The organism is Enterobacter sp. CGMCC 5087 (genome assembly GCF_003144775.1).
GTDB classification, from domain to species: Bacteria; Pseudomonadota; Gammaproteobacteria; order Enterobacterales; family Enterobacteriaceae; genus Enterobacter; species Enterobacter cloacae_M.
On the sequence record NZ_QFXN01000128.1, the window covers coordinates 1 to 22,137 of the forward strand.

Annotated in this window: 22 protein-coding genes and 1 tRNA gene; 16 read left to right on the plus strand and 7 right to left on the minus strand. The window is 54.8% G+C overall.

The window, feature by feature from the left end; genetic code table 11:
- The 9 genes from DEO48_RS12470 to yejF all read left to right on the plus strand — a co-directional run.
- A partial coding sequence (locus DEO48_RS12470; protein WP_109845337.1) for a mannitol dehydrogenase family protein occupies nt 1–1,129 on the plus strand: 1,129 nt, incomplete at its 5' end.
- Nucleotides 1,130–1,253: 124 nt separating this feature from the next.
- Nucleotides 1,254–2,240, plus strand: a complete 987-nt coding sequence (locus tag DEO48_RS12475; protein WP_109845338.1) for a GTP-binding protein — start codon at nt 1,254–1,256, stop codon at nt 2,238–2,240.
- Nucleotides 2,241–2,273: 33 nt separating this feature from the next.
- The gene (locus DEO48_RS12480; protein ID WP_168964392.1) at nt 2,274–2,975 is read left to right on the plus strand and encodes a phosphatase PAP2 family protein; all 702 of its coding nucleotides are present in this window, start codon (nt 2,274–2,276) and stop codon (nt 2,973–2,975) included.
- A 427-nt stretch (nt 2,976–3,402) separates the two neighbouring features.
- The gene (mepS, locus tag DEO48_RS12485; RefSeq protein ID WP_008500946.1) at nt 3,403–3,972 is read left to right on the plus strand and encodes a bifunctional murein DD-endopeptidase/murein LD-carboxypeptidase; all 570 of its coding nucleotides are present in this window, start codon (nt 3,403–3,405) and stop codon (nt 3,970–3,972) included.
- Between the two features lie 127 nt (nt 3,973–4,099).
- Nucleotides 4,100–5,656, plus strand: coding sequence for a cyclic di-GMP phosphodiesterase (locus tag DEO48_RS12490; protein ID WP_109845339.1), 1,557 nt, complete (start codon nt 4,100–4,102; stop codon nt 5,654–5,656).
- Nucleotides 5,657–5,730: 74 nt separating this feature from the next.
- Nucleotides 5,731–7,536 (plus strand): extracellular solute-binding protein, encoded by a 1,806-nt coding sequence (locus tag DEO48_RS12495; RefSeq protein ID WP_109845340.1) that lies wholly within the window; start codon nt 5,731–5,733, stop codon nt 7,534–7,536.
- A gap of 9 nt (nt 7,537–7,545) precedes the next feature.
- On the plus strand, nt 7,546–8,640 hold the full coding sequence (locus tag DEO48_RS12500) for a microcin C ABC transporter permease YejB (protein ID WP_109845341.1): 1,095 nt from the start codon (nt 7,546–7,548) through the stop codon (nt 8,638–8,640).
- On the plus strand, nt 8,640–9,665 hold the full coding sequence (locus DEO48_RS12505; RefSeq protein WP_109845342.1) for an ABC transporter permease: 1,026 nt from the start codon (nt 8,640–8,642) through the stop codon (nt 9,663–9,665). The genes DEO48_RS12500 and DEO48_RS12505 overlap by 1 nt, the downstream gene beginning before the upstream one ends.
- A gap of 1 nt (nt 9,666) precedes the next feature.
- Nucleotides 9,667–11,256 (plus strand): microcin C ABC transporter ATP-binding protein YejF, encoded by a 1,590-nt coding sequence (gene yejF, locus DEO48_RS12510; RefSeq protein WP_109845343.1) that lies wholly within the window; start codon nt 9,667–9,669, stop codon nt 11,254–11,256.
- A 3-nt stretch (nt 11,257–11,259) separates the two neighbouring features.
- Here the strand turns inward: yejF and DEO48_RS12515 are convergent, their stop codons facing one another.
- The 3 genes from DEO48_RS12515 to rsuA form a co-directional block, all read right to left on the minus strand.
- Nucleotides 11,260–11,604 (minus strand): YejG family protein, encoded by a 345-nt coding sequence (locus DEO48_RS12515; RefSeq protein ID WP_045334337.1) that lies wholly within the window; start codon nt 11,602–11,604, stop codon nt 11,260–11,262.
- Nucleotides 11,605–11,883: 279 nt separating this feature from the next.
- On the minus strand, nt 11,884–13,080 hold the full coding sequence (locus tag DEO48_RS12520; RefSeq protein WP_008500953.1) for a Bcr/CflA family multidrug efflux MFS transporter: 1,197 nt from the start codon (nt 13,078–13,080) through the stop codon (nt 11,884–11,886).
- Nucleotides 13,081–13,095: 15 nt separating this feature from the next.
- A complete protein-coding gene (gene rsuA, locus DEO48_RS12525; RefSeq protein ID WP_109845344.1) occupies nt 13,096–13,803 on the minus strand; it encodes a 16S rRNA pseudouridine(516) synthase RsuA in 708 nt (235 codons plus the stop codon).
- A 152-nt stretch (nt 13,804–13,955) separates the two neighbouring features.
- On the opposite strand from rsuA, the gene DEO48_RS12530 reads away from it, so the two are divergent.
- Entirely contained in the window at nt 13,956–15,716 is a 1,761-nt protein-coding gene (locus tag DEO48_RS12530; protein ID WP_109845345.1) for a DEAD/DEAH box helicase, read from the plus strand.
- Between the two features lie 125 nt (nt 15,717–15,841).
- A complete protein-coding gene (rplY, locus tag DEO48_RS12535) occupies nt 15,842–16,126 on the plus strand; it encodes a 50S ribosomal protein L25 (RefSeq protein WP_008500956.1) in 285 nt (94 codons plus the stop codon).
- Nucleotides 16,127–16,177: 51 nt separating this feature from the next.
- Here rplY and yejK read toward each other — a convergent pair whose 3' ends face one another.
- Nucleotides 16,178–17,185 (minus strand): nucleoid-associated protein YejK, encoded by a 1,008-nt coding sequence (gene yejK / locus DEO48_RS12540; protein ID WP_109845346.1) that lies wholly within the window; start codon nt 17,183–17,185, stop codon nt 16,178–16,180.
- 134 nt (nt 17,186–17,319) lie between these two features.
- Between yejK and DEO48_RS12545 the strand changes: the two genes are divergently transcribed.
- The 3 genes from DEO48_RS12545 (at nt 17,320) to DEO48_RS12555 (ending at nt 19,476) form a co-directional block, all read left to right on the plus strand.
- Nucleotides 17,320–17,547, plus strand: a complete 228-nt coding sequence (locus DEO48_RS12545) for a YejL family protein (RefSeq protein WP_008500958.1) — start codon at nt 17,320–17,322, stop codon at nt 17,545–17,547.
- Between the two features lie 19 nt (nt 17,548–17,566).
- On the plus strand, nt 17,567–19,327 hold the full coding sequence (gene yejM / locus DEO48_RS12550; protein WP_109845347.1) for an LPS biosynthesis-modulating metalloenzyme YejM: 1,761 nt from the start codon (nt 17,567–17,569) through the stop codon (nt 19,325–19,327).
- 72 nt (nt 19,328–19,399) lie between these two features.
- Nucleotides 19,400–19,476: transfer RNA gene (locus tag DEO48_RS12555), tRNA-Pro, on the plus strand.
- A gap of 105 nt (nt 19,477–19,581) precedes the next feature.
- Here the strand turns inward: DEO48_RS12555 and DEO48_RS12560 are convergent.
- Together DEO48_RS12560 and DEO48_RS12565 are read right to left on the minus strand one after the other, a co-directional pair.
- Nucleotides 19,582–19,902 carry a hypothetical protein gene (locus tag DEO48_RS12560; RefSeq protein ID WP_109845348.1) on the minus strand — a complete coding sequence of 107 codons (321 nt, stop codon included), beginning with the start codon at nt 19,900–19,902 and terminating at the stop codon, nt 19,582–19,584.
- Nucleotides 19,902–20,141, minus strand: a complete 240-nt coding sequence (locus DEO48_RS12565) for a hypothetical protein (protein ID WP_016240121.1) — start codon at nt 20,139–20,141, stop codon at nt 19,902–19,904. The genes DEO48_RS12560 and DEO48_RS12565 overlap by 1 nt, the downstream gene beginning before the upstream one ends.
- 99 nt (nt 20,142–20,240) lie before the next feature.
- Here DEO48_RS12565 and DEO48_RS12570 point away from each other — a divergent pair, with 99 nt between their 5' ends.
- Both DEO48_RS12570 and DEO48_RS12575 read left to right on the plus strand, forming a co-directional pair.
- The gene (locus DEO48_RS12570; RefSeq protein ID WP_047352235.1) at nt 20,241–20,504 is read left to right on the plus strand and encodes a DinI family protein; all 264 of its coding nucleotides are present in this window, start codon (nt 20,241–20,243) and stop codon (nt 20,502–20,504) included.
- Between the two features lie 339 nt (nt 20,505–20,843).
- On the plus strand, nt 20,844–21,221 hold the full coding sequence (locus tag DEO48_RS12575) for a hypothetical protein (protein WP_047352234.1): 378 nt from the start codon (nt 20,844–20,846) through the stop codon (nt 21,219–21,221).
- A gap of 269 nt (nt 21,222–21,490) precedes the next feature.
- Here DEO48_RS12575 and DEO48_RS12580 read toward each other — a convergent pair whose 3' ends face one another.
- Nucleotides 21,491–22,048 carry a recombinase family protein gene (locus tag DEO48_RS12580; protein WP_109845349.1) on the minus strand — a complete coding sequence of 186 codons (558 nt, stop codon included), beginning with the start codon at nt 22,046–22,048 and terminating at the stop codon, nt 21,491–21,493.
- Nucleotides 22,049–22,137: the final 89 nt, after the last annotated feature.

Here is a 22,137-nt window from a genome sequence, read left to right on the forward strand (position 1 = left end):
GAAATTTTGCGAGCCTCAGGTCGCTATTGTGTCGCTCACCATTACGGAGAAAGGCTATTGCATCGATCCCGCGACCGGGAAACTCGATCTGCACAACGCCCGGATAATCCACGATCTTGAGAATCCCTCAGAGCCGCATTCCGCCCCCGGGATCCTGGTCGAAGCGCTCCACCGCCGCCGCGAGCGCGGCTTGCCTGCGTTTACCGTGCTCTCCTGCGACAATATCCCTGATAACGGGCACGTGGTGAAAAACGCGGTGCTGGGCATGGCGCAAAAGCGTTCCGCAGCGCTTTCTGAATGGATTGACAGCCACGTGAGCTTCCCGGGGACGATGGTCGACAGAATTGTTCCCGCCGCGACGGAGGCCTCACTGGCGGAAATCACCGACGCGCTCGGCGTGGAAGATCCGTGCGCCATCAGCTGCGAGCCGTTCATTCAGTGGGTCGTTGAAGATAATTTTGTCGCCGGCCGTCCGGACTGGGAAGTAGCGGGCGTTCAGATGGTGCAGGATGTTCTGCCCTGGGAGCAGATGAAATTGCGCATGCTAAACGGCAGCCACTCTTTCCTGGCGTATCTGGGGTATCTCGCGGGCTATGCCCATATTAATGAATGCATGGAGGACGCTGCGTTCCGCGAAGGCGCCCGTCGGCTGATGCTGGACGAGCAGGCGCCCACGTTACGCATTAAGGATGTCGACCTCACCGCCTACGCAGATAGCCTGCTGGAGCGCTTTGCCAACCCGGCACTCCAGCATCGGACCTGGCAAATCGCGATGGACGGTAGCCAGAAGCTGCCCCAGAGAATGCTGGACGGGATCCGCGTTCATCTTGAGCGAAAAACACCGTGGTCTCTGCTGGCCCTGGGCGTGGCCGGCTGGATACGCTACGTCAGCGGTACCGACGACCGTGGCAACGCGATTGACGTTCGCGATCCCCTCAGCGATAAAATTCGCACGATGGTCAATGCCAGCAGCGACGCCGAGCGCGTTAACGCCCTGCTGGGGCTGAGCGAGGTCTTTGGTCACGATCTCGCGCAAAACAGCGCGTTTGTGGAGGCTGTCAGCCAGGCTTATGAGCGCATCACCCGCCACGGCGCGCGTCAGGCTGTTATCGAAACGTTAAATGTTTAACGATTATTGCGCTTAACGCGAACGGATTCGGCCTCCGTTCGCCCCTCCCCTTCTCATCGGTCACGTTTTTCGCCAGGATAGAGAGAATAGTGTTATAGCATCACCATTCTCATCTGGAGCGCACGTGACCAAAACCAACCTCATCACCGGTTTTCTCGGCAGCGGTAAAACCACCTCAATTCTCCACCTGCTGGCGAATAAAGATCCTGCCGAGAAATGGGCCGTGCTGGTCAATGAATTTGGCGAGGTGGGCATTGACGGCGCCTTGCTGTCATCCAGCGGCGCTATGATTAAAGAGATCCCCGGCGGATGCATGTGCTGCGTCAATGGCCTGCCGATGCAGGTCGGGCTCAACACCCTGCTGCGTCAGGGCAAACCTGACCGCCTGCTGATTGAACCCACCGGGCTGGGCCATCCGAAGCAGATCCTCGATTTACTGACTGCCCCGGTTTACGAGCCGTGGATCGATCTGCGCGCCACCCTGTGCCTGCTCGATCCGCGTCAGCTTCTGGATGACAAGGCGGTGGCCAACGAGAACTTCCGCGATCAGCTCGCCTCGGCGGACGTTATCGTCGCCAACAAGGAAGATCGCGCCACGCCAGAAAGCCAGGCCGCGCTGGATGCGTGGTGGCAGCATTTTGGCGGCAACCGCATGCGGGTGCAGGCCACCCAGGGGAATATTGATAGCGCCCTGCTTGACCTGCCTCGTCTGAACCTCACCGACCTGCCTGCCAGTGCGGCTCATTCGCATAGTCATCCGGTTAAGCAGGGTTTAGCCGCTCTCAGCCTGCCGGAACATCAGCGGTGGCGTCGTAACCTGAACAGCGGCCAGGGATATCAGGCCTGCGGATGGATATTTGATGCTGAAACCGTTTTTGACACCATTGGGATCCTGGAGTGGGCCCGACTTGCTCCCGTCGATCGCGTGAAAGGGATCATGCGCACCCCAGACGGGCTGGTGAGGATCAACCGTCAGGGTGACGATTTCTTTATTGAAACGCAGAATGTGGCGCCGCCTGACAGCCGAATAGAGTTAATTAGTGCGGTTAACGCCGACTGGAATGCCCTCCAGTCCAGCCTGTTGAGGATTCGTTTAAGTTCGGGCGGCTAACGTTGCCCCAGTTTTCACTCTATGCAGAACGTTATGACAACTCGATTTCCCCTGATCTTACTGCTTAATGTCGCCGGTCTGGCGCTTTTCTTCTCCTGGTATATCCCGGCGGATCATGGTTTCTGGTTCCCGCTGGATTCTGCCATTTTTCACTTCTTCAACCAGGAGCTGGTGAAGAGCAACGCGTTCCTGTGGCTGGTGGCAATTACCAACAATCGCGCCTTCGACGGCTTCTCGCTGCTGGCCATGGGCTGCCTGATGCTCTCTTTCTGGCTGAAAGAGGATAAAGCCGGGCGTCGGCGTATTCTCATTATCGGTCTGGTAATGCTGCTGTTTGCCGTCGCCATTAACCAGCTGGCAACCGCGATTATTCCGGTTAAGCGCTCAAGCCCAACGCTATTCTTCACCGATATTTATCGCGTCAGCGAACTGCTGCATATTCCAACAAAAGATGCGTCGAAGGACAGTTTCCCCGGCGATCACGGTATGATGCTGCTTATTTTTTGCGCCATTATGCTTCGCTATTTTGGCAGAAAAGCCTTTGCCATAGCCCTGATTATTTTTGTGGTTTTTGCCTTCCCGCGCGTAATGATTGGCGCTCACTGGTTTACCGATATTGCCGTCGGTTCGCTCTCCGTGGCGCTGATTGCGCTGCCGTGGTGTTTAATGACCCCACTGAGCGACAGGATAATAGCGCTGTTCGATCGCTATCTTCCCGGCAGGGCGCAACAATAATTAAACAAATAACTAACCTAAATTAACGTGAGCTATCAGGGATAGACATGATCCCTGATAGCGTTCTCGCCGCGATCTTTCCCCAGTGTCATATTCTCGTCATCATATTCATGATAAAAATGAATCAATTACGCGATTACGCGGCGGATCTGCCGGTATTTTGAGCATTTCCATGTTTTTACTTTCTGTATCACATTTTCTTATAAAAAAAAGGCTTTTTTTTCTCGCATTACCCCAGGCAATCGGTTAATCTCGAACTCGTTTTGCCCCATAGAGATAATTATTTCAATGGCGAATAATTTTGTGCGCTGAGCCACAAATGTGACCAGAAAGAATTGTCTCAATGTGAACAGATAATTAGTCTCGTCACGTTTGGCATTTTTATAACGATATTTGTCGTTAAGGACTTCAAGGGATAATAAACAAAATGGTCAAATCTCAACCGTTTCTGAGATATATCTTACGGGGGATCCCGGCGATAGCAGTCGCGGTACTGTTGTCTGCATGTAGTACATCTAACACCGCAAAGAATATGCATCCTGAGACGCGTGTTGTGGGAATGGAAGATTCCTCGTCACTGCAAGCCTCTCAGGATGAATTTGAAAATATGGTACGTAATCTGGACGTGAAGTCCCGCATTATGGACCAGTATGCTGACTGGAAAGGCGTGCGCTATCGTCTTGGCGGCAGCACAAAAACAGGTATTGATTGTTCCGGTTTTGTACAGCGTACGTTCCGTGAGCAATTTGGGTTAGATCTTCCGCGTTCAACCTATGAACAGCAGGAGATGGGCAAGTCGATTTCACGTACTAAACTGCGCACCGGTGATTTAGTCCTGTTCCGTGCCGGTTCTACAGGTCGACATGTTGGCATCTACATTGGTAATGACCAGTTTGTACATGCCTCCACCAGTAGCGGTGTGACCATTTCCAGCATGAATGAACCGTACTGGAAGAAGCGCTACAACGAAGCACGCCGCGTACTGACCCGCAGTTAATATGACTATCGTATCGTTGGTTATCCCTTGGCTGGCTATATGATGAAAAAAAGCACTGCTTCGGCAGTGTTTTTTTTTGCCCGTTACACTGAATACATCCAGCGGCATTTCAGGAATCACGACGTCTATGTTCACCCGCTATTTCTCCAGCAATCGAAAAATACTGATCCTCAGCATCATCACAGGCCTGATCGCCGCCCTGCTCCTGGGTTCGTTGCAATTTTTCTGGAGCTACCACAAGCGGGAAGTCAAATTCGACACCCTGATCCACGATGTGAGCATCTATATGAAGAGCTATTTCGATGAGTTAAAAAATTCTATCGATGTGCTCCAGCCGCTCACGTTAAACAGCTGTCACGACGTCAATCAGGAGCTTACCTCGCGCGCTGCCTTTAGCGTTAACGTTCGCGCATTCCTGCTGGTCAGAGACAAAATGGCGTTCTGCTCTTCTGCCACGGGGCCGATGAATTCCCCGATGGAGGAGCTGATACCCGAGCTGCACATCGACAAACAGATTGATATGGCGTTGCTTCCTGGCACCCCCATGTTGCCCAACAAGCCCGCGATTGCCATCTGGTACCGTAATCCGCTGGTGAAGGACGGAGGCGTGTTCACCTCGGTGAATCTCAATCTGACGCCTTACCTGCTCTACACCGCTCGCCAGGACGAATTTGCCGGCATCGCCATCATCATTGGCGATCACGCGCTGTCAACGCAGTCCGGCACGCTGGTCAACGCGCAAGATCTGCACGAAACGCCGACCCGAACCGCGACGCTGAAAGACGTCCCCCTGACCATAAACCTGTATGCGGACGCATGGACCAGCGATGAAATTCTCTATGCCCTGTTCTTCGGGCTGGTATGCGGCATTTGTGCCGGATCGCTCAATTACTATATCCTCAGCATTCGCCTCAACCCGGGTAAAGAGATTTTAAGCGCCATTAAGCGCGGTCAGTTTTATGTGGTTTATCAGCCCGTCGTCGATGCTAAATCGCTCCAGATGACCGGGCTTGAAGTGCTGATGCGCTGGAAACACCCGACGATGGGGGAAATTCCGCCGGACGCGTTTATCAACTTTGCCGAAGCGCAGAAGCTGATTGTCCCGCTGACGCTGCATCTCTTTGACCTTATCATTCACGATGCGCCCGTGTTACAAACGCTGTTACCTCCGGGAGCAAAGGTGGGCATCAACATTGCGCCGGGGCATCTGCATGCAGAAAGCTTCAAAGACGATATGCGCACCTTCAAAGCGCTACTGCCGCAGGATTACTTCCAGATCGTGCTGGAAATTACCGAACGCGACATGCTCAATCATCGGGAAGCCAACAGCCTCTTCGAATGGCTACACAACGAAGGGTTTGAGATAGCCATTGATGATTTTGGCACCGGCCACAGCGCGCTGATTTATCTTGAGCATTTCACCATGGACTATCTCAAGATCGACCGCGGCTTTGTTAATGCAATTGGCACTGAGACCGTGACGTCGCCGGTGCTGGATGCCGTCCTGACGCTGGCAAGACGACTGAATATGTCGACCGTCGCTGAAGGGGTGGAAACGCCGGAACAGGCCGCCTGGCTACGCGAACACGGCGTTAATTTCCTGCAGGGATACTGGATTAGCCGCCCGATGCCGCTGGCGCAGTTCCGCGAATGGCGGCCTGATATTTCGCCCGGGGTTGATTAATTTCACATTGCCCGTGACGTCACTTATTATTCAGCTTAACCGAGTCGGACTGTAAAAGAGGGAGCCGCCGCGAGATGCTTATGCGCTTCATGTTGCTGATGTTGGCACTAACGAGCCTGTCCAGCCAGGCGCAAGCCATCAAAGAAAATATCGCCTTCGCGGTGATTGGCGAGCCGAAATATGCGGTCAATTTTACGCACTTCGATTACGTTAACCCTGCCGCGCCGAAGGGCGGAAAGGTCACGCTTTCCGCCACGGGAACATTCGACAACTTCAACCGCTTCGCCCTGCGCGGCGTGGCGGCCGCGCGAACGGAATCGCTTTACGATACGCTCTTCGTCACCTCGGATGATGAGCCCGGCAGCTATTATCCGCTGATTGCCGAGAACGTGCGTTACGCCGATAACTTCGCCTGGGCGGAAATCTCGCTGAATCCGCGAGCACGTTTTCACGACGGTACGCCGGTGAAGGCCAGCGACGTGGCGTTCACCTTCCATAAATTCATGATCGAAGGCGTCCCCCAGTTTCGCATCGTGTATAAAGGGGCTTCCGTCAGAGCCATTGCGCCGCTCACCGTGCGCATCGAGCTAAGCGAACCGAACAAAGAGAACATGCTTAGCCTGTTCTCGCTGCCGGTGATGCCTGAGTCGTTCTGGAAAAATCATAAGCTAAGCGACCCGCTTTCCACGCCGCCGCTGGCAGGCGGCCCATACCGCATCACCGACTGGCGCATGGGGCAATATGTCGTTTACTCTCGCGTGAAAGACTACTGGGCGGCAGACCTGCCGGTAAACCGCGGGCGCTGGAATTTCGACACGCTTCGCTATGATTACTACCTCGACGATAACGTGGCGTTTGAAGCATTTAAAGCCGGCGCTTTCGATTTACGCGTCGAGAGCAGCGCCAAAAACTGGGCGACACGCTATATAGGCAAAAATTTCGCCAAAGGCTATATCGTCAAAGACGAGCACAAAAATGAGTCTGCCCAGGACACCCGCTGGCTGGCGTTTAATATTCAGCGTCCGGTATTTAATGACCGCCGGGTGCGTGAGGCCATTTCCCTGGCCTTTGATTTTGAGTGGATGAACAAAGCGCTGTTTTACGGGGCTTACAGCCGTGCGAATAGCTATTTCCAGAACACCGAATATGCCGCGCGCGATTACCCGAAAGCCGACGAGCTGGCTCTGCTGGCGCCGCTGAAAGCGGAGCTGCCGCCGCAGGTGTTCACCACCGTGTTTCAGCCGCCCGCGTCGAACGGTGACGGTTACGACCGCGACAATCTGCTGAAAGCCAGCAAACTGCTGGATGACGCGGGCTGGCACCTGAAAAATCAAAAGCGTGTGGATGCCAAAACGGGCAAGCCTCTCAGCTTTGAGCTGCTGCTCTCGTCCGGGGGCAACGATCAGTGGGTACTGCCGTTTAAGCACAACCTTGAGCGGCTGGGCGTGACCATGAACATTCGCCAGGTCGATAACGCGCAGATCACCAGCCGCATGCGCAGCCGTGATTACGACATGATGCAGCGCCTGTGGCCCGCCCAGCCGTGGCCCAGCTCGGACCTGCAAATTTCCTGGGCCTCCAGCTACATTGACTCCTCCTACAATGCGCCGGGGGTAAAAAGCCCGGCGATTGACGCGCTGATTGCGAAAATAGTGGCGGCGCAGGGGGATAAAGAAAAGCTCCTGCCGCTCGGGCGCGCCCTCGACAGGGTCTTAACCTGGAACTACTACATGCTGCCGATGTGGTATATGGGCGAAGATCGCCTTGCGCGCTGGGACAAGTTCTCCGTGCCTGCCGTGCGCCCTGTCTACTCCCTGGGCTTTGATACCTGGTGGTATGACGTTAACAAAGCCGCCAGACTTCCCGCTGAGCGCCGATAAGGAATCATCATGGGTGCCTATCTTCTCCGTCGTCTCCTGCTGATTATCCCCACCCTGTGGGCCATCATCACGATTAACTTTTTTATCGTGCAAATCGCCCCCGGCGGCCCGGTCGATCAGGCAATTGCCGCCATTGAATTTGGCAACAGCGGCGGCATGCCGGGCGGCGGCGGTGAAGGGATGGGGGCGAGCCATGCGCGAACCGGCGTAGGGAATATCAGCGAAAGCCATTATCGCGGCGGACGCGGGCTGGATCCGGAGGTGATCGCCGAGATCACCCACCGCTACGGCTTTGACAAACCGATTCACGAGCGCTATTTCAAGATGCTCTGGGATTACATCCGCTTTGATTTTGGCGACAGCCTGTTTCGCAGTGCGTCAGTATTAACGTTGATCAAGCAAAGCCTGCCGGTTTCGATAACGCTGGGGCTGTGGGGAACGCTGATTATCTATATGGTCTCGATACCGCTCGGGATCCGCAAAGCGGTGTATAGCGGCAGCCGCTTCGATATCTGGAGCAGCACGTTCATCATCATTGGATACGCCATTCCGGCGTTTCTGTTTGCCGTCCTGCTGATTGTCTTTTTTGCCGGGGGAAGTTATTTCGACCTCTTCCCGCTGCGGGGGCTGGTCTCCGCCGATTTCAGCTCCCTGCCGTGGTATCAGAAAATCACCGACTATCTCTGGCATATCACGCTGCCGGTGCTGGCCACGGTCATCGGCGGGTTTGCGGCCCTGACCATGTTGACCAAAAACGCCTTTCTCGATGAAATTCGTAAACAGTACGTCGTCACGGCCCGCGCCAAGGGCGTGAGCGAGAAGCAGATCATGTGGAAACACGTGTTCCGCAACGCTATGCTGCTGGTGATCGCCGGATTTCCGGCCACGTTCATCGGCATGTTTTTTACCGGCTCGCTGCTGATAGAGGTGATGTTCTCGCTTAACGGCCTGGGGCTGCTGGGCTATGAGGCTACCGTATCTCGCGACTATCCGGTGATGTTTGGCACACTCTATATTTTCACCCTGATTGGCCTGCTGCTGAATATCATCAGTGATATCAGCTATACGCTGGTCGATCCCCGAATCGATTTTGAGGGCCGCTGATGCCGCGTTTAAGCCCCGTCAACCAGGTCCGCTGGGCCCGCTTTCGCCACAACCGCCGCGGCTACTGGTCGCTGTGGATTTTTGCCGTGCTGTTTGCCTTAAGCATGTGTTCGGAGCTGATCGCCAACGACAAGCCGTTGCTGGTGCATTTTAACGACCGCTGGTACGTGCCGGTTATCGCCAGTTACAGCGAAAGCGACTTCGGCGGCCCGTTTGCAACACCGGCGGAGTATCAGGATCCGTGGCTTCGCCAGCAGATCGAACAGCACGGCTGGGCGCTCTGGGCGCCGGTGCGCTTTGGCGCCAACAGCATTAACTTCGCTACCACATCCCCCTTCCCTTCCCCGCCCTCCGCACAAAACTGGCTGGGAACGGATGCTAACGGCGGGGACGTGCTGGCGCGCATCCTGTATGGCACGCGAATCTCGCTTCTCTTTGGGCTGATGCTGACAATATTCTCCAGCGTAATGGGCGTCGTGGCGGGCGCCGTTCAGGGCTACTACGGCGGGAAAATTGATCTGTGGGGCCAGCGGGTTATTGAAGTCTGGTCAGGCATGCCAACGCTGTTTCTGATCATCCTGCTTTCCAGCGTGGTGCAGCCTGGCTTCTGGTGGCTGTTAGGCATCACCGTCCTGTTCGGCTGGATGGCGCTGGTGGGCGTGGTGCGCGCGGAGTTCCTGCGCACCCGCAATTTCGACTACATACGCGCCGCGCAGGCGCTTGGCGTGAGCGACCGGGGGATTATCTTCCGCCACATGCTGCCAAACGCGGTAGTGGCAACGCTCACCTTCCTGCCGTTTATTCTGTGCAGCTCGATCACCACCCTCACCTCGCTGGATTTTCTTGGTTTCGGGCTACCGCTGGGTTCCCCGTCGCTCGGCGAACTGCTGCTACAGGGCAAAAACAACCTGCAGGCACCGTGGTTAGGTATCGCCGCCTTTCTTTCCGTGGCCGTGCTGCTTTCACTGCTGATTTTTATTGGCGAAGCCGTGCGCGATGCCTTCGATCCGAACAAGGCGGTATAAAATGCCCCAGCCTCTTCTCAGTATTGATAACCTGTCGATTGCTTTTTCAAAGCAAGGCGAGACGCGCAACGTGGTCACCGACCTGTCGCTGCAGATCCAGACCGGGGAAACGCTGGCCCTGGTGGGCGAGTCGGGTTCAGGCAAGAGCGTTTCGGCACTCTCTATCCTGCGTCTGTTGCCGTCCCCACCGGTGAGCTACCCGCAAGGGGATATTCTGTTTCACGGCAGCTCGCTGCTGCATGCCGACGAGCATACCCTGCGCGGCATTCGCGGCAACAAAATCGCCATGATCTTCCAGGAGCCGATGGTTTCCCTCAACCCGCTGCACAGCCTGGAGAAACAGCTCTATGAAGTGCTCTCCCTGCACCGGGGGATGCGCAAAGAGGCCGCGCGGGGAGAAATTCTGGACTGTCTGGAGCGAACAGGCATACGCAACGCGGCCAAAAGGCTGAATGATTTTCCGCACCAGCTCTCCGGCGGCGAACGCCAGCGCGTGATGATCGCCATGGCACTGCTCACGCGACCCGAGCTGTTGATTGCCGACGAGCCTACAACGGCGCTGGACGTGACGGTACAGGCGCAAATATTGACGCTGCTGCGGGAGCTGCGTGACGAGCTGAACATGAGCCTGCTGTTTATAACGCACAACCTGAGCATTGTGAGAAAGCTGGCCGACAGCATCGCGGTGATGCAAAACGGACGCTGTGTTGAACAGAATACGGCGTCCGCGCTGCTGAGTGCCCCACAGCACCCCTATACGCAGCGCCTGCTCGACAGCGAACCCTCCGGCGACCCGATTCCTCTCGATGCGGACAGCACGCCGCTGCTGCGCGTTGAGGATCTGTCCGTCTCGTTCCCGATCCGCAAAGGTATTTTGCGACGCATCGTCGACCAGAATCCGGTGCTGAAACACATCCGCTTCTCGCTGCGCCCGGGAGAATCTCTGGGGCTGGTGGGTGAATCCGGTTCGGGCAAAAGCACCACCGGTCTGGCGCTGCTGCGCTTAATTGCCTCGCAGGGCGAGATCCTCTTTGACGATATGCCGCTGCACCGCTGGAACCGCCGCCAGATGCTGCCCGTGCGGCCCCGCATGCAGGTGGTATTTCAGGATCCCAACTCCTCGCTTAATCCACGGCTCAGCGTGTTACAGATTATCGAAGAGGGTCTGCGCGTACATCAACCCGGCCTGAACGCTCAGCAGCGAGAGCAGGAAGTTATGCGGGTGATGGCCGAAGTGGGCTTAGATGCCGGGACGCGCCACCGCTATCCGGCTGAATTCTCCGGCGGGCAGCGCCAGCGTATCGCCATTGCCCGCGCGCTGATCCTGAAGCCGGAGCTGATTATTCTGGATGAACCGACGTCGTCGCTGGACAGAACCGTTCAGGCGCAGATCCTGGCCCTGCTGAAAGGGCTGCAGGAAAAGCACAGGCTGGCCTATATCTTTATCAGCCACGATCTTCAGGTGGTGCGGGCGCTATGCCATCAGGTGATTGTGTTGCGACAGGGAGAAGTGGTCGAGCAGGGTGAGTGTCAGCGCGTATTTAGCGCGCCAACGCAGCGCTACACGCGCCAGCTGTTGTCGGCAGACTAGCGGTCAGAACGGGTACTGGCCGGAGAAAGGCTCCGCGATGGCAACGCCAAAATTCTTCAGACGGCAGGTGGCGGCAAACTCGTCCTGGCTCTTCACAAACAGGCACGGCTCACCTTCACACTCCAGCACGGAGCTGTCCACTTCGATATCCGTCAGGGCCTGACTGAGACGCTCCATCACCCGCCATGCATTTTCGTCGCTCGGGCTCAGCAGCTTGAGTGCCACAAGGCAGTTTTCACAGCCCGCGACGTTTTGCGGAATCGGTTCAACTTTCGAACCTGCAAAACCCGTCGACCAGCGATAGCTCTGGGGCAAGCGATGGACAATGGAGAGTTGTAATGTATTCACGTTCGTTCCCCGGAAGCAAAATTTACTTCACAATTTATTTACATTTATAGTAACACATCATCGCCAGCCTGCACTATTCAGCGCTTTTTTATCCGTTTCCTGGCTCGCGTCGGCGCTATATGTACCCGTTTCTGCGATCTAACTCAACCTTTTTGAATACAATGATGTGACTTTTTACACAAATAGATTTTACATAAAATAAACAAACACGGAATAAACGAACGGGGGTTTGGTTGATATGCATCAACAAAAAAGGCCCTGCCGGGCCTTCTCTGTGTTTTAGTGGGCCGCTTTTCGCGGTCGACTGGCGTAAAGATAGAAGAGTATCGAGCTGGTTGCGCAAAAAGCCATCGCCCACAGCATGGGCCATGCCGTCGTAAAGGTGGCCATTGAAAGCAACGCGCCAACGATAGCGCCGATGCCGAAGCGGAACGTCCCCGCCAGGGAAGAGGCGGTGCCCGCCATATGCGGAAACTCATCCAGGATCACCGCCATCGCATTAGATGACACCATCGACACGCAGCCGACAAAGGCCGCTACGCCGACCACCAGCGCCCAGAAGCCCACGCCCAGAAACGCGCTAACCACCAGCCAGATAGCCATCACAAACTGGATCCACAGCCCGGCGCGGAACATGTTCAGCGCCCCCACCCGCCGGACAAAACGGCTGTTGATGATGGTCATGATGAACAGGAAGACGATGTTAAGCGCGAAATAGTAGCCAAAGTGCTGCGGCGAAACGTGGTTCAGCTCGATGTAGACAAACGGCCCGGCGCTCAGGAAGGAGAACATCCCGGCGAAGCTGAACCCGCTTGCCAGCATATAGCTGAGCACGCGCTTGTGGCGAAACAGCGAGGCAAAGTTGCCGATTGTGGTTCGGATGTGGAATTTCTGACGGCGCTCGACGGGAAGCGTTTCATCAATAAAGAAGAAAATCATCGCCGAGGCCAGCAGCGCGGCCAGGGCCAGTATCCAGAAAATCACATGCCAGCTAAACCACACCAGCACCGCACCACCGGCCATCGGGGCCACCAGCGGCGCAATCGTCGTCACCAGCATCACGAACGACATCATGCGGGAGAACTCTTCCTTCGGGTAGATATCGCGCATCAGGGCGTTAATCACCACGCTTGCCGCTGCCGCCGCCAGACCGTGGAAGAAGCGCATGATAATCAGATGATCGATGGTCTGCGCCAGCGCGCAGGCAACCGCTGCGGCTGCAAAGACCAGCGTCCCGCCCAGAATAACGGGCTTGCGTCCAAGGCTGTCCGCCATCGGGCCATAAAACAGCTGGCCGAGGGCAAAGCCGAGAATATAGGTGCTGAGCGTCATCTGTGCGCTGCCCGCCGGAACGCCAAACTGCGCGGAAATGACCGGCAGCGCGGGCAGGTACATATCAATAGACAGCGGCATCAGCATGGCCAGCAGGCCAAGAATGAAGACGATTTTGAACGACGAGTGTGGCCTGGTGGTCACAGAGCTCTCCTGAAATTAGTGCGAAGGCAGACCGACGCTGGCGATCTCTTCTTCCGTTAACGGGCGATATTCGCCTGGCGCCAGGTCGGGATCGAGTTCGATCGCACCAATCCGCTCACGATGCAGGCCAACAACGTGGTTCCCCACCGCGGCAAACATACGTTTCACCTGATGGTAACGCCCTTCGCTGATGGTCAGACGGACTTCCGTCGGCGTAATCACCTCAAGCACGGCGGGTTTGGTCAGATCTTTTTCATTATGCAGCTGAACGCCTTTCGTGAATTTCTCTGCCGTGTCATCCGACACCGGCGACTCCAGCGTGACCAGATAGGTTTTCTCGCAGTGGTGACGCGGGGAAGTAATGCGATGCGACCACTGCCCGTCGTCGGTCATCAGTACCAGACCCGTGGTGTCGATGTCGAGTCGACCTGCGGCGTGCAGCTTGTGCGCCACCGGCTCGTCGAGGAAATAGAGCACCGTCGGGTGATCGGGATCGTCCGTTGAGCAGACGTAGCCTTCCGGCTTATTGAGCATGAAGTAGCGCGGACCGTGCTGCTGGGTCAGCGGATTGCCGTCATACTCCACCTGATGGTCAGGTTGCAGTTTGAACGCGCTGTCTCTCACAATGTCGCCATCCACGGTAACGCGGCTGGCGCGAATTTCACGCCCGGCAATAGCGCGGCTTACGCCGAGTTGCTGAGCGATAAACTTATCAAGTCGCATGAAATCTTTTTAGCCTTAATGGTGCTGGAAGTCGGACAACAGGTCCGAAAAAAGAAGCAGTCTGGAACGGTTCAGTATAATGGTCTGGTTGCGCCACTCAAGGGAAAAAGTTTCGTGGCATACTATGTGCGAAATAACGAAACCGAGACCCCATGACTTTTACACTTCGTCCCTATCAGCAGGAAGCCGTTGACGCCACCCTCGCCTGGTTCCGTAAACATCGCGAGCCGGCGGCGATTGTGCTCCCGACCGGCGCAGGCAAAAGCCTGGTCATCGCCGAACTGGCGCGTCTGGCTCGCGGTCGCGTGCTGGTGCTGGCGCACGTTAAAGAGCTCGTCGCGCAAAACCACGCCAAGTATTGTGCGCTTGGGCTGGAAGCCGATATTTTCGCCGCCGGGTTGAAGCGCAAAGAGAGCCACGGCAAAGTGGTTTTTGGCAGCGTGCAGTCGGTGGCGCGCAATCTGGAGCTGTTTCGCAGCGAATTTTCGCTGCTGATCGTCGACGAGTGTCACCGCATCAGCGATGACGACGACAGCCAGTACCAGCAAATCCTGGCTCACCTGAAAGCGGTGAATCCTCACCTGCGCCTGCTGGGCCTGACGGCGACCCCGTTTCGCCTGGGGAAAGGCTGGATCTATCGCTATCATTATCACGGCATGGTTCGCGGTGATGACAAAGCCCTGTTTAGCGACTGCATTTACGAACTTCCGCTGCGCTACATGATTAAACATGGCTACCTGACGCCGCCTGAACGGCTGGATATGCCGGTGGTGCAGTACGATTTCAGCCGTTTGCAGGCACAGAGCAACGGCTTATTCAGCGAAGCGGATCTCAATCAGGAGCTGAAAAAGCAGAAGCGTATTACGCCGCATATTATCAGCCAGATTAAGGAGTTCGCCGCGACGCGCAAGGGGGTAATGATCTTTGCCGCCACCGTTGAGCACGCGCGTGAAATCACCGGATTACTGCCCGCCGGCGACGCGGCGTTAATCACCGGCGAAACGCCCGGCCCGGAGCGCGACGGCCTGATTGACGCCTTTAAAGCCCAGCGGTTCCGCTATCTGGTAAACGTGTCGGTATTGACCACCGGCTTTGACGCCCCGCACGTCGACCTGATCGCCATTTTGCGCCCGACCGAATCGGTCAGTCTGTATCAGCAGATTGTTGGCCGCGGCCTGCGTCTGGCCCCGGGAAAAACCGACTGCCTGATTCTGGATTATGCCGGTAACCCGCACGATCTCTATACGCCTGAGGTCGGCGCGCCAAAAGGGAAAAGCGACAACGTGCCCGTGCAGGTCTTTTGCCCTGCCTGCGGGTTTGCCAACACCTTCTGGGGAAAAACCACCGCCGACGGTACGCTGATCGAACACTTTGGCCGCCGCTGTCAGGGCTGGTTTGAAGATGATGACGGGCATCGCGAGCAGTGCGATTTCCGCTTCCGGTTCAAAAACTGCCCGCAGTGCAACGCCGAAAACGACATTGCCGCCCGCCGCTGCCGGGAATGCGACGCGGTGCTGGTTGACCCGGACGACATGCTGAAAGCGGCGCTAAAGCTGAAAGATGCCCTGGTGCTGCGCTGTTCCGGCATGGCGCTGCAGCCCGGCGCCGATGAAAAAGGCGAGTGGTTGAAAATCACCTATTACGACGAAGACGGGGCGGACGTCAGCGAGCGCTTCCGGGTTCAGACGCCTGCCCAGCGAATGGCCTTCGAACAGCTGTTTATCCGCCCGCATACCCGCACGCCGGGCGTGCCCCTGCGCTGGAGCACCGTGGCCGATATCGTGCGCCAGCAGATGCTATTGCGCCATCCGGATTTTGTCGTCGCCCGTAAAAAAGGCCAGTTCTGGCAGGTGCGCGAGAAGCTCTTTGACTACGAAGGTCGCTTCCGTCGCGCCAACGAATTGCGCGGTTAGCGGGACTTTTCATTGATGTGAGGGGCATTTGAGTATAAAATGCCGCCCGCTTCACATCCGTGAGGCAGAACACTCACCTGCTGCTGGGTCGCCTGTAGTAGGGTTTTAAATACAGAGAGAAATCAATGTTCACTATCGAAGCAGAAGTACGTAACGTGCAGGGTAAGGGTGCGAGCCGCCGCCTGCGTACCGCTAACAAGTTCCCGGCTATCGTTTACGGTGGCGAAGCTGCTCCAGTTGCAATCGAACTGGATCACGACAAACTGTGGAACCTGCAGACCAAAGCTGAATTCTACAGCGAAGTTCTGACCATCGTTGTTGGCGGTAAAGAAGAAAAAGTGAAAGTTCAGGCTGTTCAGCGTCACGCGTTCAAGCCAAAACTGACTCACATCGACTTCGTTCGCGCATAATCGCAAACCTGTCGAAAAAAACCCCGCTTCTGCGGGGTTTTTTTATGGCTGTTATTTCCCACCCGAGGTGCGGCGCTGAAGCTGATCGCGCAGGTTCGGCGGCGTACCTTTAATGGTCAGCGTATCGGTGGCCGGATCCCAGAAGATACGTTCACCCAGCAGCATCGCGTCAAAGTTGATGGTTAACCCACCGCCGCTGCCGGCAAACTTGGTTAACTGACGCAGCGTGCTGCGATCCGCCGGGAAGCTCTCTTCAAGCTCATAGCCCTTTTCTGCGGTAAATTCCTGGAAGCTGACTTCGCTGACGCCCGCCAGCTCTTTTGACAGCGACTCCAGCTCAATCTCTTCCCCTGCCTGCAGCTGTTCGTTGCAGTAGCTGTAAACCTGCTGACGCACCGTCTGGCGCTCAGATTTATCGAGCTGCGCTTCTGCTGTGAAATCGTCAACCGCCTGGAGCAGCCCTTTGTTCTGCGCTTTGGCGTTAAGCCCTTCACTGGCGCCGAGGAAGTCCATAAAGAAATCCGCCACTTTGCGGCCCACGCGTCCCTTCAGGAAAGTCAGGTAGCGGGTCGACTCCGGGTTGGTTTCCCACTCGGTCAAATCAATACGCGCCACGATATCCGCATGGTTAATGTCCAGATAATGCGTCGAGCTGATATCCAGCTGCTCGTTCACGCGCATGCTGCTTAAGTTATTCAGCACGGTAACCAGCAGATACTCGACCGCCAGATAGCGGTAGTGGCAGAACAAGACAATCCCGCCGTCGGCGAACGGATATTTAGCCAGCTCGTCGCGCAGACGCCCGGTTGCCGCACGGCTAAACGCCAGGAAATCCTCTTCACCCTGGCGCTGCAGGCGCAGGCTATCGGCCAGTTCGCTGTCTTCGCTGAAAAGACCATAGGCTTTATTTTTGGCGCTGTAGACGCGATGCAGCTCTGCCATCATCTCCACCACGGTCGCCGTGGGTTCCAGTAACGAATCGCGCAGCACCACTTCAAGGGTTTGCTCATCACGCTTGATAAGCTGGTGCAAGGCAATCTGGTTGATTTCCAGACTCATGATAAACTCTCCTTTTAGACCGGGCGGTATTCAACCACCACCAGGACATGTGTGCAACAACAGATAAAAAAGGGGAAAAAAAGCTGTTGCTACGGTAATATGTTGCCCTTTCATCAACAAACTGATTTTGATTTATGCCACAACATTCCCGCTACAGTGATGAACACGTTGAACAACTGCTCAGTGAGCTGGTCAACGTACTGGAAAAACATAAAACGCCGACCGATCTCTCCCTGATGGTTTTGGGAAATATGGTCACCAACCTGATTAACACCAGCGTTGCTCCGGCTCAGCGTCAGGCGATCGCAAAATCGTTCGCCCAGGCTTTACAGTCGTCCGTCAGCAACGACCCGGCCCATTAAGGGATACGAACAACAGTTTATGGTGACGAATCGTCAGCGCTACCGTGAAAAAGTCTCCCAGATGGTCAGCTGGGGGCACTGGTTTGCCCTGTTCAACATTCTGCTGGCGACGGTCATTGGCTGTCGTTATCTGTTTGTCGCAGACTGGCCAACAACGCTAACCGGGCGTATCTACTCCTGGATGAGCGTTGTGGGTCACTTTAGCTTTTTGGTTTTCGCCACCTATCTGCTGATCCTGTTCCCCCTGACGTTTATCGTCATGTCGCAGCGTCTGATGAGGTTCTTGTCCGCCATCCTTGCGACGGTTGGGATGACGCTGCTGCTTATCGACAGTGAAGTGTTCACCCGCTTCCACCTGCACCTCAACCCCATCGTCTGGGAACTGGTGATTAACCCCGACCAGAACGAAACGGCCCGTGACTGGCAGCTGATGTTTATCAGCGTCCCGGTGATCCTGCTGATTGAGATGCTGTTCGCTACCTGGAGCTGGCAAAAGCTCCGCAGCCTGACCCGGCGACGCCATTATGCGAAGCCCGTCGCCGCGCTCTTTTTCATCTCCTTTATCAGTTCGCACATCATGTATATCTGGGCGGATGCGAACTTCTATCGCCCTATTACCATGCAGCGCGCGAACCTGCCGCTCTCGTACCCGATGACGGCCCGTCGCTTCCTCGAGAAACACGGCCTGCTTGATGCGCAGGAGTACCAGCGCCGTCTTATCGAGCAGGGTAACCCGGAAGCCGTCAGCGTTCAGTATCCTCTGAGTGACCTGAACTACCGCGATATGGGGATCGGGCAAAACGTCCTGCTGATCACCGTCGATGGCCTGAACTATTCCCGTTTCGAGAAGCAGATGCCGGCGCTGGCCGCTTTCGCGAGTCAGAACGTCTCGTTTACTCAGCATATGAGCTCCGGTAACACCGCCGATGCGGGCATCTTTGGCCTCTTCTATGGCATTTCAGCTGGCTACATGGACGGCGTACTGTCTACCCGCACGCCTGCGGCGCTGATCACCGGGCTGAATCAGCAAGGCTATCAGTTAGGGTTGTTCTCCTCCGATGGCTTTAACAGCCCGCTCTACCGCCAGGCGCTGCTGTCCGATTTCTCATTGCCGACGGCGCAAAAACAGTCCGACGCGCAGACCGCCAGCCAATGGATAAACTGGCTGCAGCGTTACGCCCAGGAAGATAACCGCTGGTTCTCATGGGTTGCCTTTAACGGCACAACGCTTGCTGACAGCAATAAGAGTGACTTTGCGCGCCGCTACGGTCGCGCGGCTGGCGATGTTGATGCGCAGATAGGCCGCGTGCTTGATGCGCTTCGCGAGTCGGGCAAGCTGGACAACACCGTGGTGATCGTGACCGCGGGTCATGGCGTGCCGCTAGGTGACGAGACGAAGAGTATGAGCTGGTCTCGCCCGAATCTGCAGGTTCCGCTGGTGATCCACTGGCCTGGCACCCCGGCGCAGCGCATCAGTATGCTCACCGAGCATAAAGATGTGATGACTACCCTGATGCAACGCCTGCTGCACGTCAGCACACCAGCAAACGAGTATTCGCAGGGGCAGGATCTCTTCAGCGCCGCGCGCCGCCACAGCTGGGTGACGGCGGCGGGGAATAATACGCTGGTAGTCACCACGCCGAAGCTGACGCTGGTTCTGAACAGCAACGGGAATTATCAGACGTATAATCTGCAGGGTGAACGGTTGAAAGATCAGAAACCGCAGCTGAGCCTGCTGCTTCAGGTCCTGACGGATGAGAAGCGCTTCATCGCTAACTGATTAATAATAAACCAGTTAGCGACAGATTCCCTTGCATTCAAAACGGAATCGAGTAGTATTCTTTTTATGCGTCGGCACGTAGCGCAGCCTGGTAGCGCACCGTCATGGGGTGTCGGGGGTCGGAGGTTCAAATCCTCTCGTGCCGACCAAAAACACATTGAAAACCAGCCTCTTATGGCTGGTTTTTTTATGTTTGAAATTTATACGGGGAATCATTGGGGAAAAATGGGGGAATAACCCCCGGCATTTACACGCTACATTACAGGCGATTTATCGTCTTTAACTTGGTTAAGTGTATGTGTTAGAACGCCGTGTAGCATTACGTCATTCAAAGCTTCCCCTTCTATCGCTTCACCATCTTGAGTGATCAGCGCGTGGCCCATTAGCTTCACGAACTGGTTTCTCCCGTCCATGCTAACCAGCAACGTATCCCCTCCTTCTGGCTTAAGACTGACGTTTATAACGGCCCAGCCGCATGAAGTTTCAATAACCCGGCAGTTGTTATCTACACCGCAGATAACATCTATTGTCATGCGCTGCTCTTGGTAATCCATGGCTGGCGATGGAAACCCCATTAGAAAACCCTCCCCATGTTACGCAGGATCCAGTATCGGTTCTCACTTCCGTTTGTCGTCTTATCGGCGAAGTCTGGCTGGTATCGTTCGATCCATGAATTTGCATCCGCCTGGCTGAAATGCCAGTGCCTCTCCTGCAGTTCAGCGATGAATCTGTCTGTATGCAGGCAGAGATAGCCCTTCGGGTTTTGCTGTATGGCCGCAATAAAAGCAGCACGAATGTCCGGTTGACGAGGCATGAACGCACCCTCACTCGCTTATTGACTGTATGTATATACAGTAGTATTTTTATGAAAACAGATCAAGCACAGGCAATTTTCACTTATGAGAGGATCGGTATGTTTGTTGAACTGGTTTATGACAAGCGAAATGTTGAAGGGCTCCAAGGGGCCAGAGAGATCATCCTGGCCGAGCTGACGAAGCGGGTGCACCAGATATTCCCTGATGCCGAGGTAAAGGTGAAGCCGATGCAGGCAAACGGCTTGAATAGCGATGCAAGCAAAAGCGATCGGGAAAAACTGAACCGCATGCTGGAGGAAATGTTCGAAGAATCAGATATGTGGTTGGTTGCTGAGTTCCCGACTGTCAGGAAAAATGGATAGCATGCCAAATAAGAATTCTTATTTGTTGATTTACAAAACAATTACCTAGTTCACATATCTTTCGCTTCCTTGTGCTAGGCTTAACCTACTGAGAATCGTTAACTATAATTCTCGTTGTTCACACAGACTGAAAAATATCATCATAAAGTTTGTATTCCTTTTGCCGATTTTAGGTGTATAAATTAAGACCAGTTGATGCATTGTTTTTGAAAGGGTTGTAAAGGCGCGCGCTATCACAACTATCAGACTTTGACTATTGAAATTGATCTTGATTGTCCCCATCATGAGAGTATGATGATTGACCACTTTTAAACTGCATACACACGGTCAGGATCTACAATGTTACAAGAAGAAAAGGATGCATATGACAAGGCTATTGCGTCGATTGTCTATGCACTGGAATCGTTAGGATCACTTTTTTCAGTTCATGGTATGGAAGGTCTTTATGAGCTGACAAATCCGAGTTTTGAAGAGCTTAAGGATACATTGGCTAAAATGAAGGAAGGCGCAGAAGCTCTTAATCATGAGATCGAGCGTCTTGTAACTGAAAAACACGATCTTGATGCCGCTGGAGCCAGTGTGGGCTTGATGAATATCCGCCAAGGCATCATGTATGCAGAAAGTCTTTTGATGGCTGTTCAGCAGAAGGATTTGAAGAAGTCCTTAGAGGCTCATGAACAGGTCGTTAACCACGGAATTCAACCCAATAATTGGTAGTAACCCGAGCAGGAGCACATACGCTATGAACAAAACACTCCAGAACCTTCTTTTAAACTCATATAGGCTGCGTGGACTCATTGATGACATTAATGAGAGAGCAGCAAAGAAGAAACCAGTTAAGAAAGCAGCTTAACAACCAGAACCCGGCAAAGCCGGGTTCTTTGTTTACTAAGCCTGTAAACCCCTTGTTTCAGATTTCCCGACCGTTTGCCAAGTTGCGCTTTAAGCATAGTAAGGCAGTCGAGCATACTGCGGCAGCCTTACCATTACAGCTTTATCCCTGCTGGAAACTTTTTATAAAGCGTACACACTGCCACGTCATAAATTATCGCTACCTGCTTCCTGTCTACACCCTTCGCTATCAGTCGCCCCGCCTGCGCCCATTGTTCCTGGGTGAGCTTTGGCCTCCTCCCGCCGATTCGTCCTTTCTCACGAGCTGCGGCCAACCCTGCCCGGGTGCGCTCCACTATCAACTCTCTCTCCATTTCTGCCAGCGCTGACATGATATGAAAGATGAAGCGCCCCATCGGACTTGATGTATCGATGCTATCTGTGAGGCTTTTAAAATGGATGCCGCGCTGCCGGAGTTCATCCACCAGCAGCACGAGATTCCGCATGCTGCGTCCGAGACGATCCAGCTTCCAGACAACAAGCGTATCTCCCTCTTTCAGCGTCTTTAGAAGCTTTTTCAGCGCTGGCCGGTTTGCCACTGTTCCGCTCATTTTTTCTTCGAAAATCTGTTCACATCCTGCGCGTTCGAGTGCTTGCCGCTGAAGATCAGTATTTTGGTCATTTGTTGACACCCTTACATAGCCAATTTGCATATTTTTCACCCAATAAATTCTGCAAAAAAATCAGGTGAAGTTATCGGCCAGGCCGCTCAAGAGCAATCTATAAAACGTCGGTTTGGGAA

Excerpts from the sequence above, each read along its gene's own strand:
- DEO48_RS12490 (WP_109845339.1), top strand. The coding sequence starts at position 4,100 with ATGTTCACCCGCTATTTCTCCAGCAATCGAAAAATACTGATCCTCAGC.
- DEO48_RS12495 (WP_109845340.1), top strand. The coding sequence starts at position 5,731 with ATGCTTATGCGCTTCATGTTGCTGATGTTGGCACTAACGAGCCTGTCC.
- DEO48_RS12565 (WP_016240121.1), bottom strand. The coding sequence starts at position 20,141 with ATGCCTCGTCAACCGGACATTCGTGCTGCTTTTATTGCGGCCATACAG.
- DEO48_RS12580 (WP_109845349.1), bottom strand. The coding sequence starts at position 22,048 with ATGCAAATTGGCTATGTAAGGGTGTCAACAAATGACCAAAATACTGAT.
- mepS (WP_008500946.1), top strand. The coding sequence starts at position 3,403 with ATGGTCAAATCTCAACCGTTTCTGAGATATATCTTACGGGGGATCCCG.
- yejF (WP_109845343.1), top strand. The coding sequence starts at position 9,667 with ATGCCCCAGCCTCTTCTCAGTATTGATAACCTGTCGATTGCTTTTTCA.
- DEO48_RS12560 (WP_109845348.1), bottom strand. The coding sequence starts at position 19,902 with ATGGGGTTTCCATCGCCAGCCATGGATTACCAAGAGCAGCGCATGACA.
- DEO48_RS12530 (WP_109845345.1), top strand. The coding sequence starts at position 13,956 with ATGACTTTTACACTTCGTCCCTATCAGCAGGAAGCCGTTGACGCCACC.
- DEO48_RS12480 (WP_168964392.1), top strand. The coding sequence starts at position 2,274 with ATGACAACTCGATTTCCCCTGATCTTACTGCTTAATGTCGCCGGTCTG.
- DEO48_RS12505 (WP_109845342.1), top strand. The coding sequence starts at position 8,640 with ATGCCGCGTTTAAGCCCCGTCAACCAGGTCCGCTGGGCCCGCTTTCGC.
- DEO48_RS12570 (WP_047352235.1), top strand. The coding sequence starts at position 20,241 with ATGTTTGTTGAACTGGTTTATGACAAGCGAAATGTTGAAGGGCTCCAA.
- DEO48_RS12575 (WP_047352234.1), top strand. The coding sequence starts at position 20,844 with ATGTTACAAGAAGAAAAGGATGCATATGACAAGGCTATTGCGTCGATT.
- yejK (WP_109845346.1), bottom strand. The coding sequence starts at position 17,185 with ATGAGTCTGGAAATCAACCAGATTGCCTTGCACCAGCTTATCAAGCGT.
- rsuA (WP_109845344.1), bottom strand. The coding sequence starts at position 13,803 with ATGCGACTTGATAAGTTTATCGCTCAGCAACTCGGCGTAAGCCGCGCT.
- yejM (WP_109845347.1), top strand. The coding sequence starts at position 17,567 with ATGGTGACGAATCGTCAGCGCTACCGTGAAAAAGTCTCCCAGATGGTC.
- DEO48_RS12500 (WP_109845341.1), top strand. The coding sequence starts at position 7,546 with ATGGGTGCCTATCTTCTCCGTCGTCTCCTGCTGATTATCCCCACCCTG.
- rplY (WP_008500956.1), top strand. The coding sequence starts at position 15,842 with ATGTTCACTATCGAAGCAGAAGTACGTAACGTGCAGGGTAAGGGTGCG.
- DEO48_RS12545 (WP_008500958.1), top strand. The coding sequence starts at position 17,320 with ATGCCACAACATTCCCGCTACAGTGATGAACACGTTGAACAACTGCTC.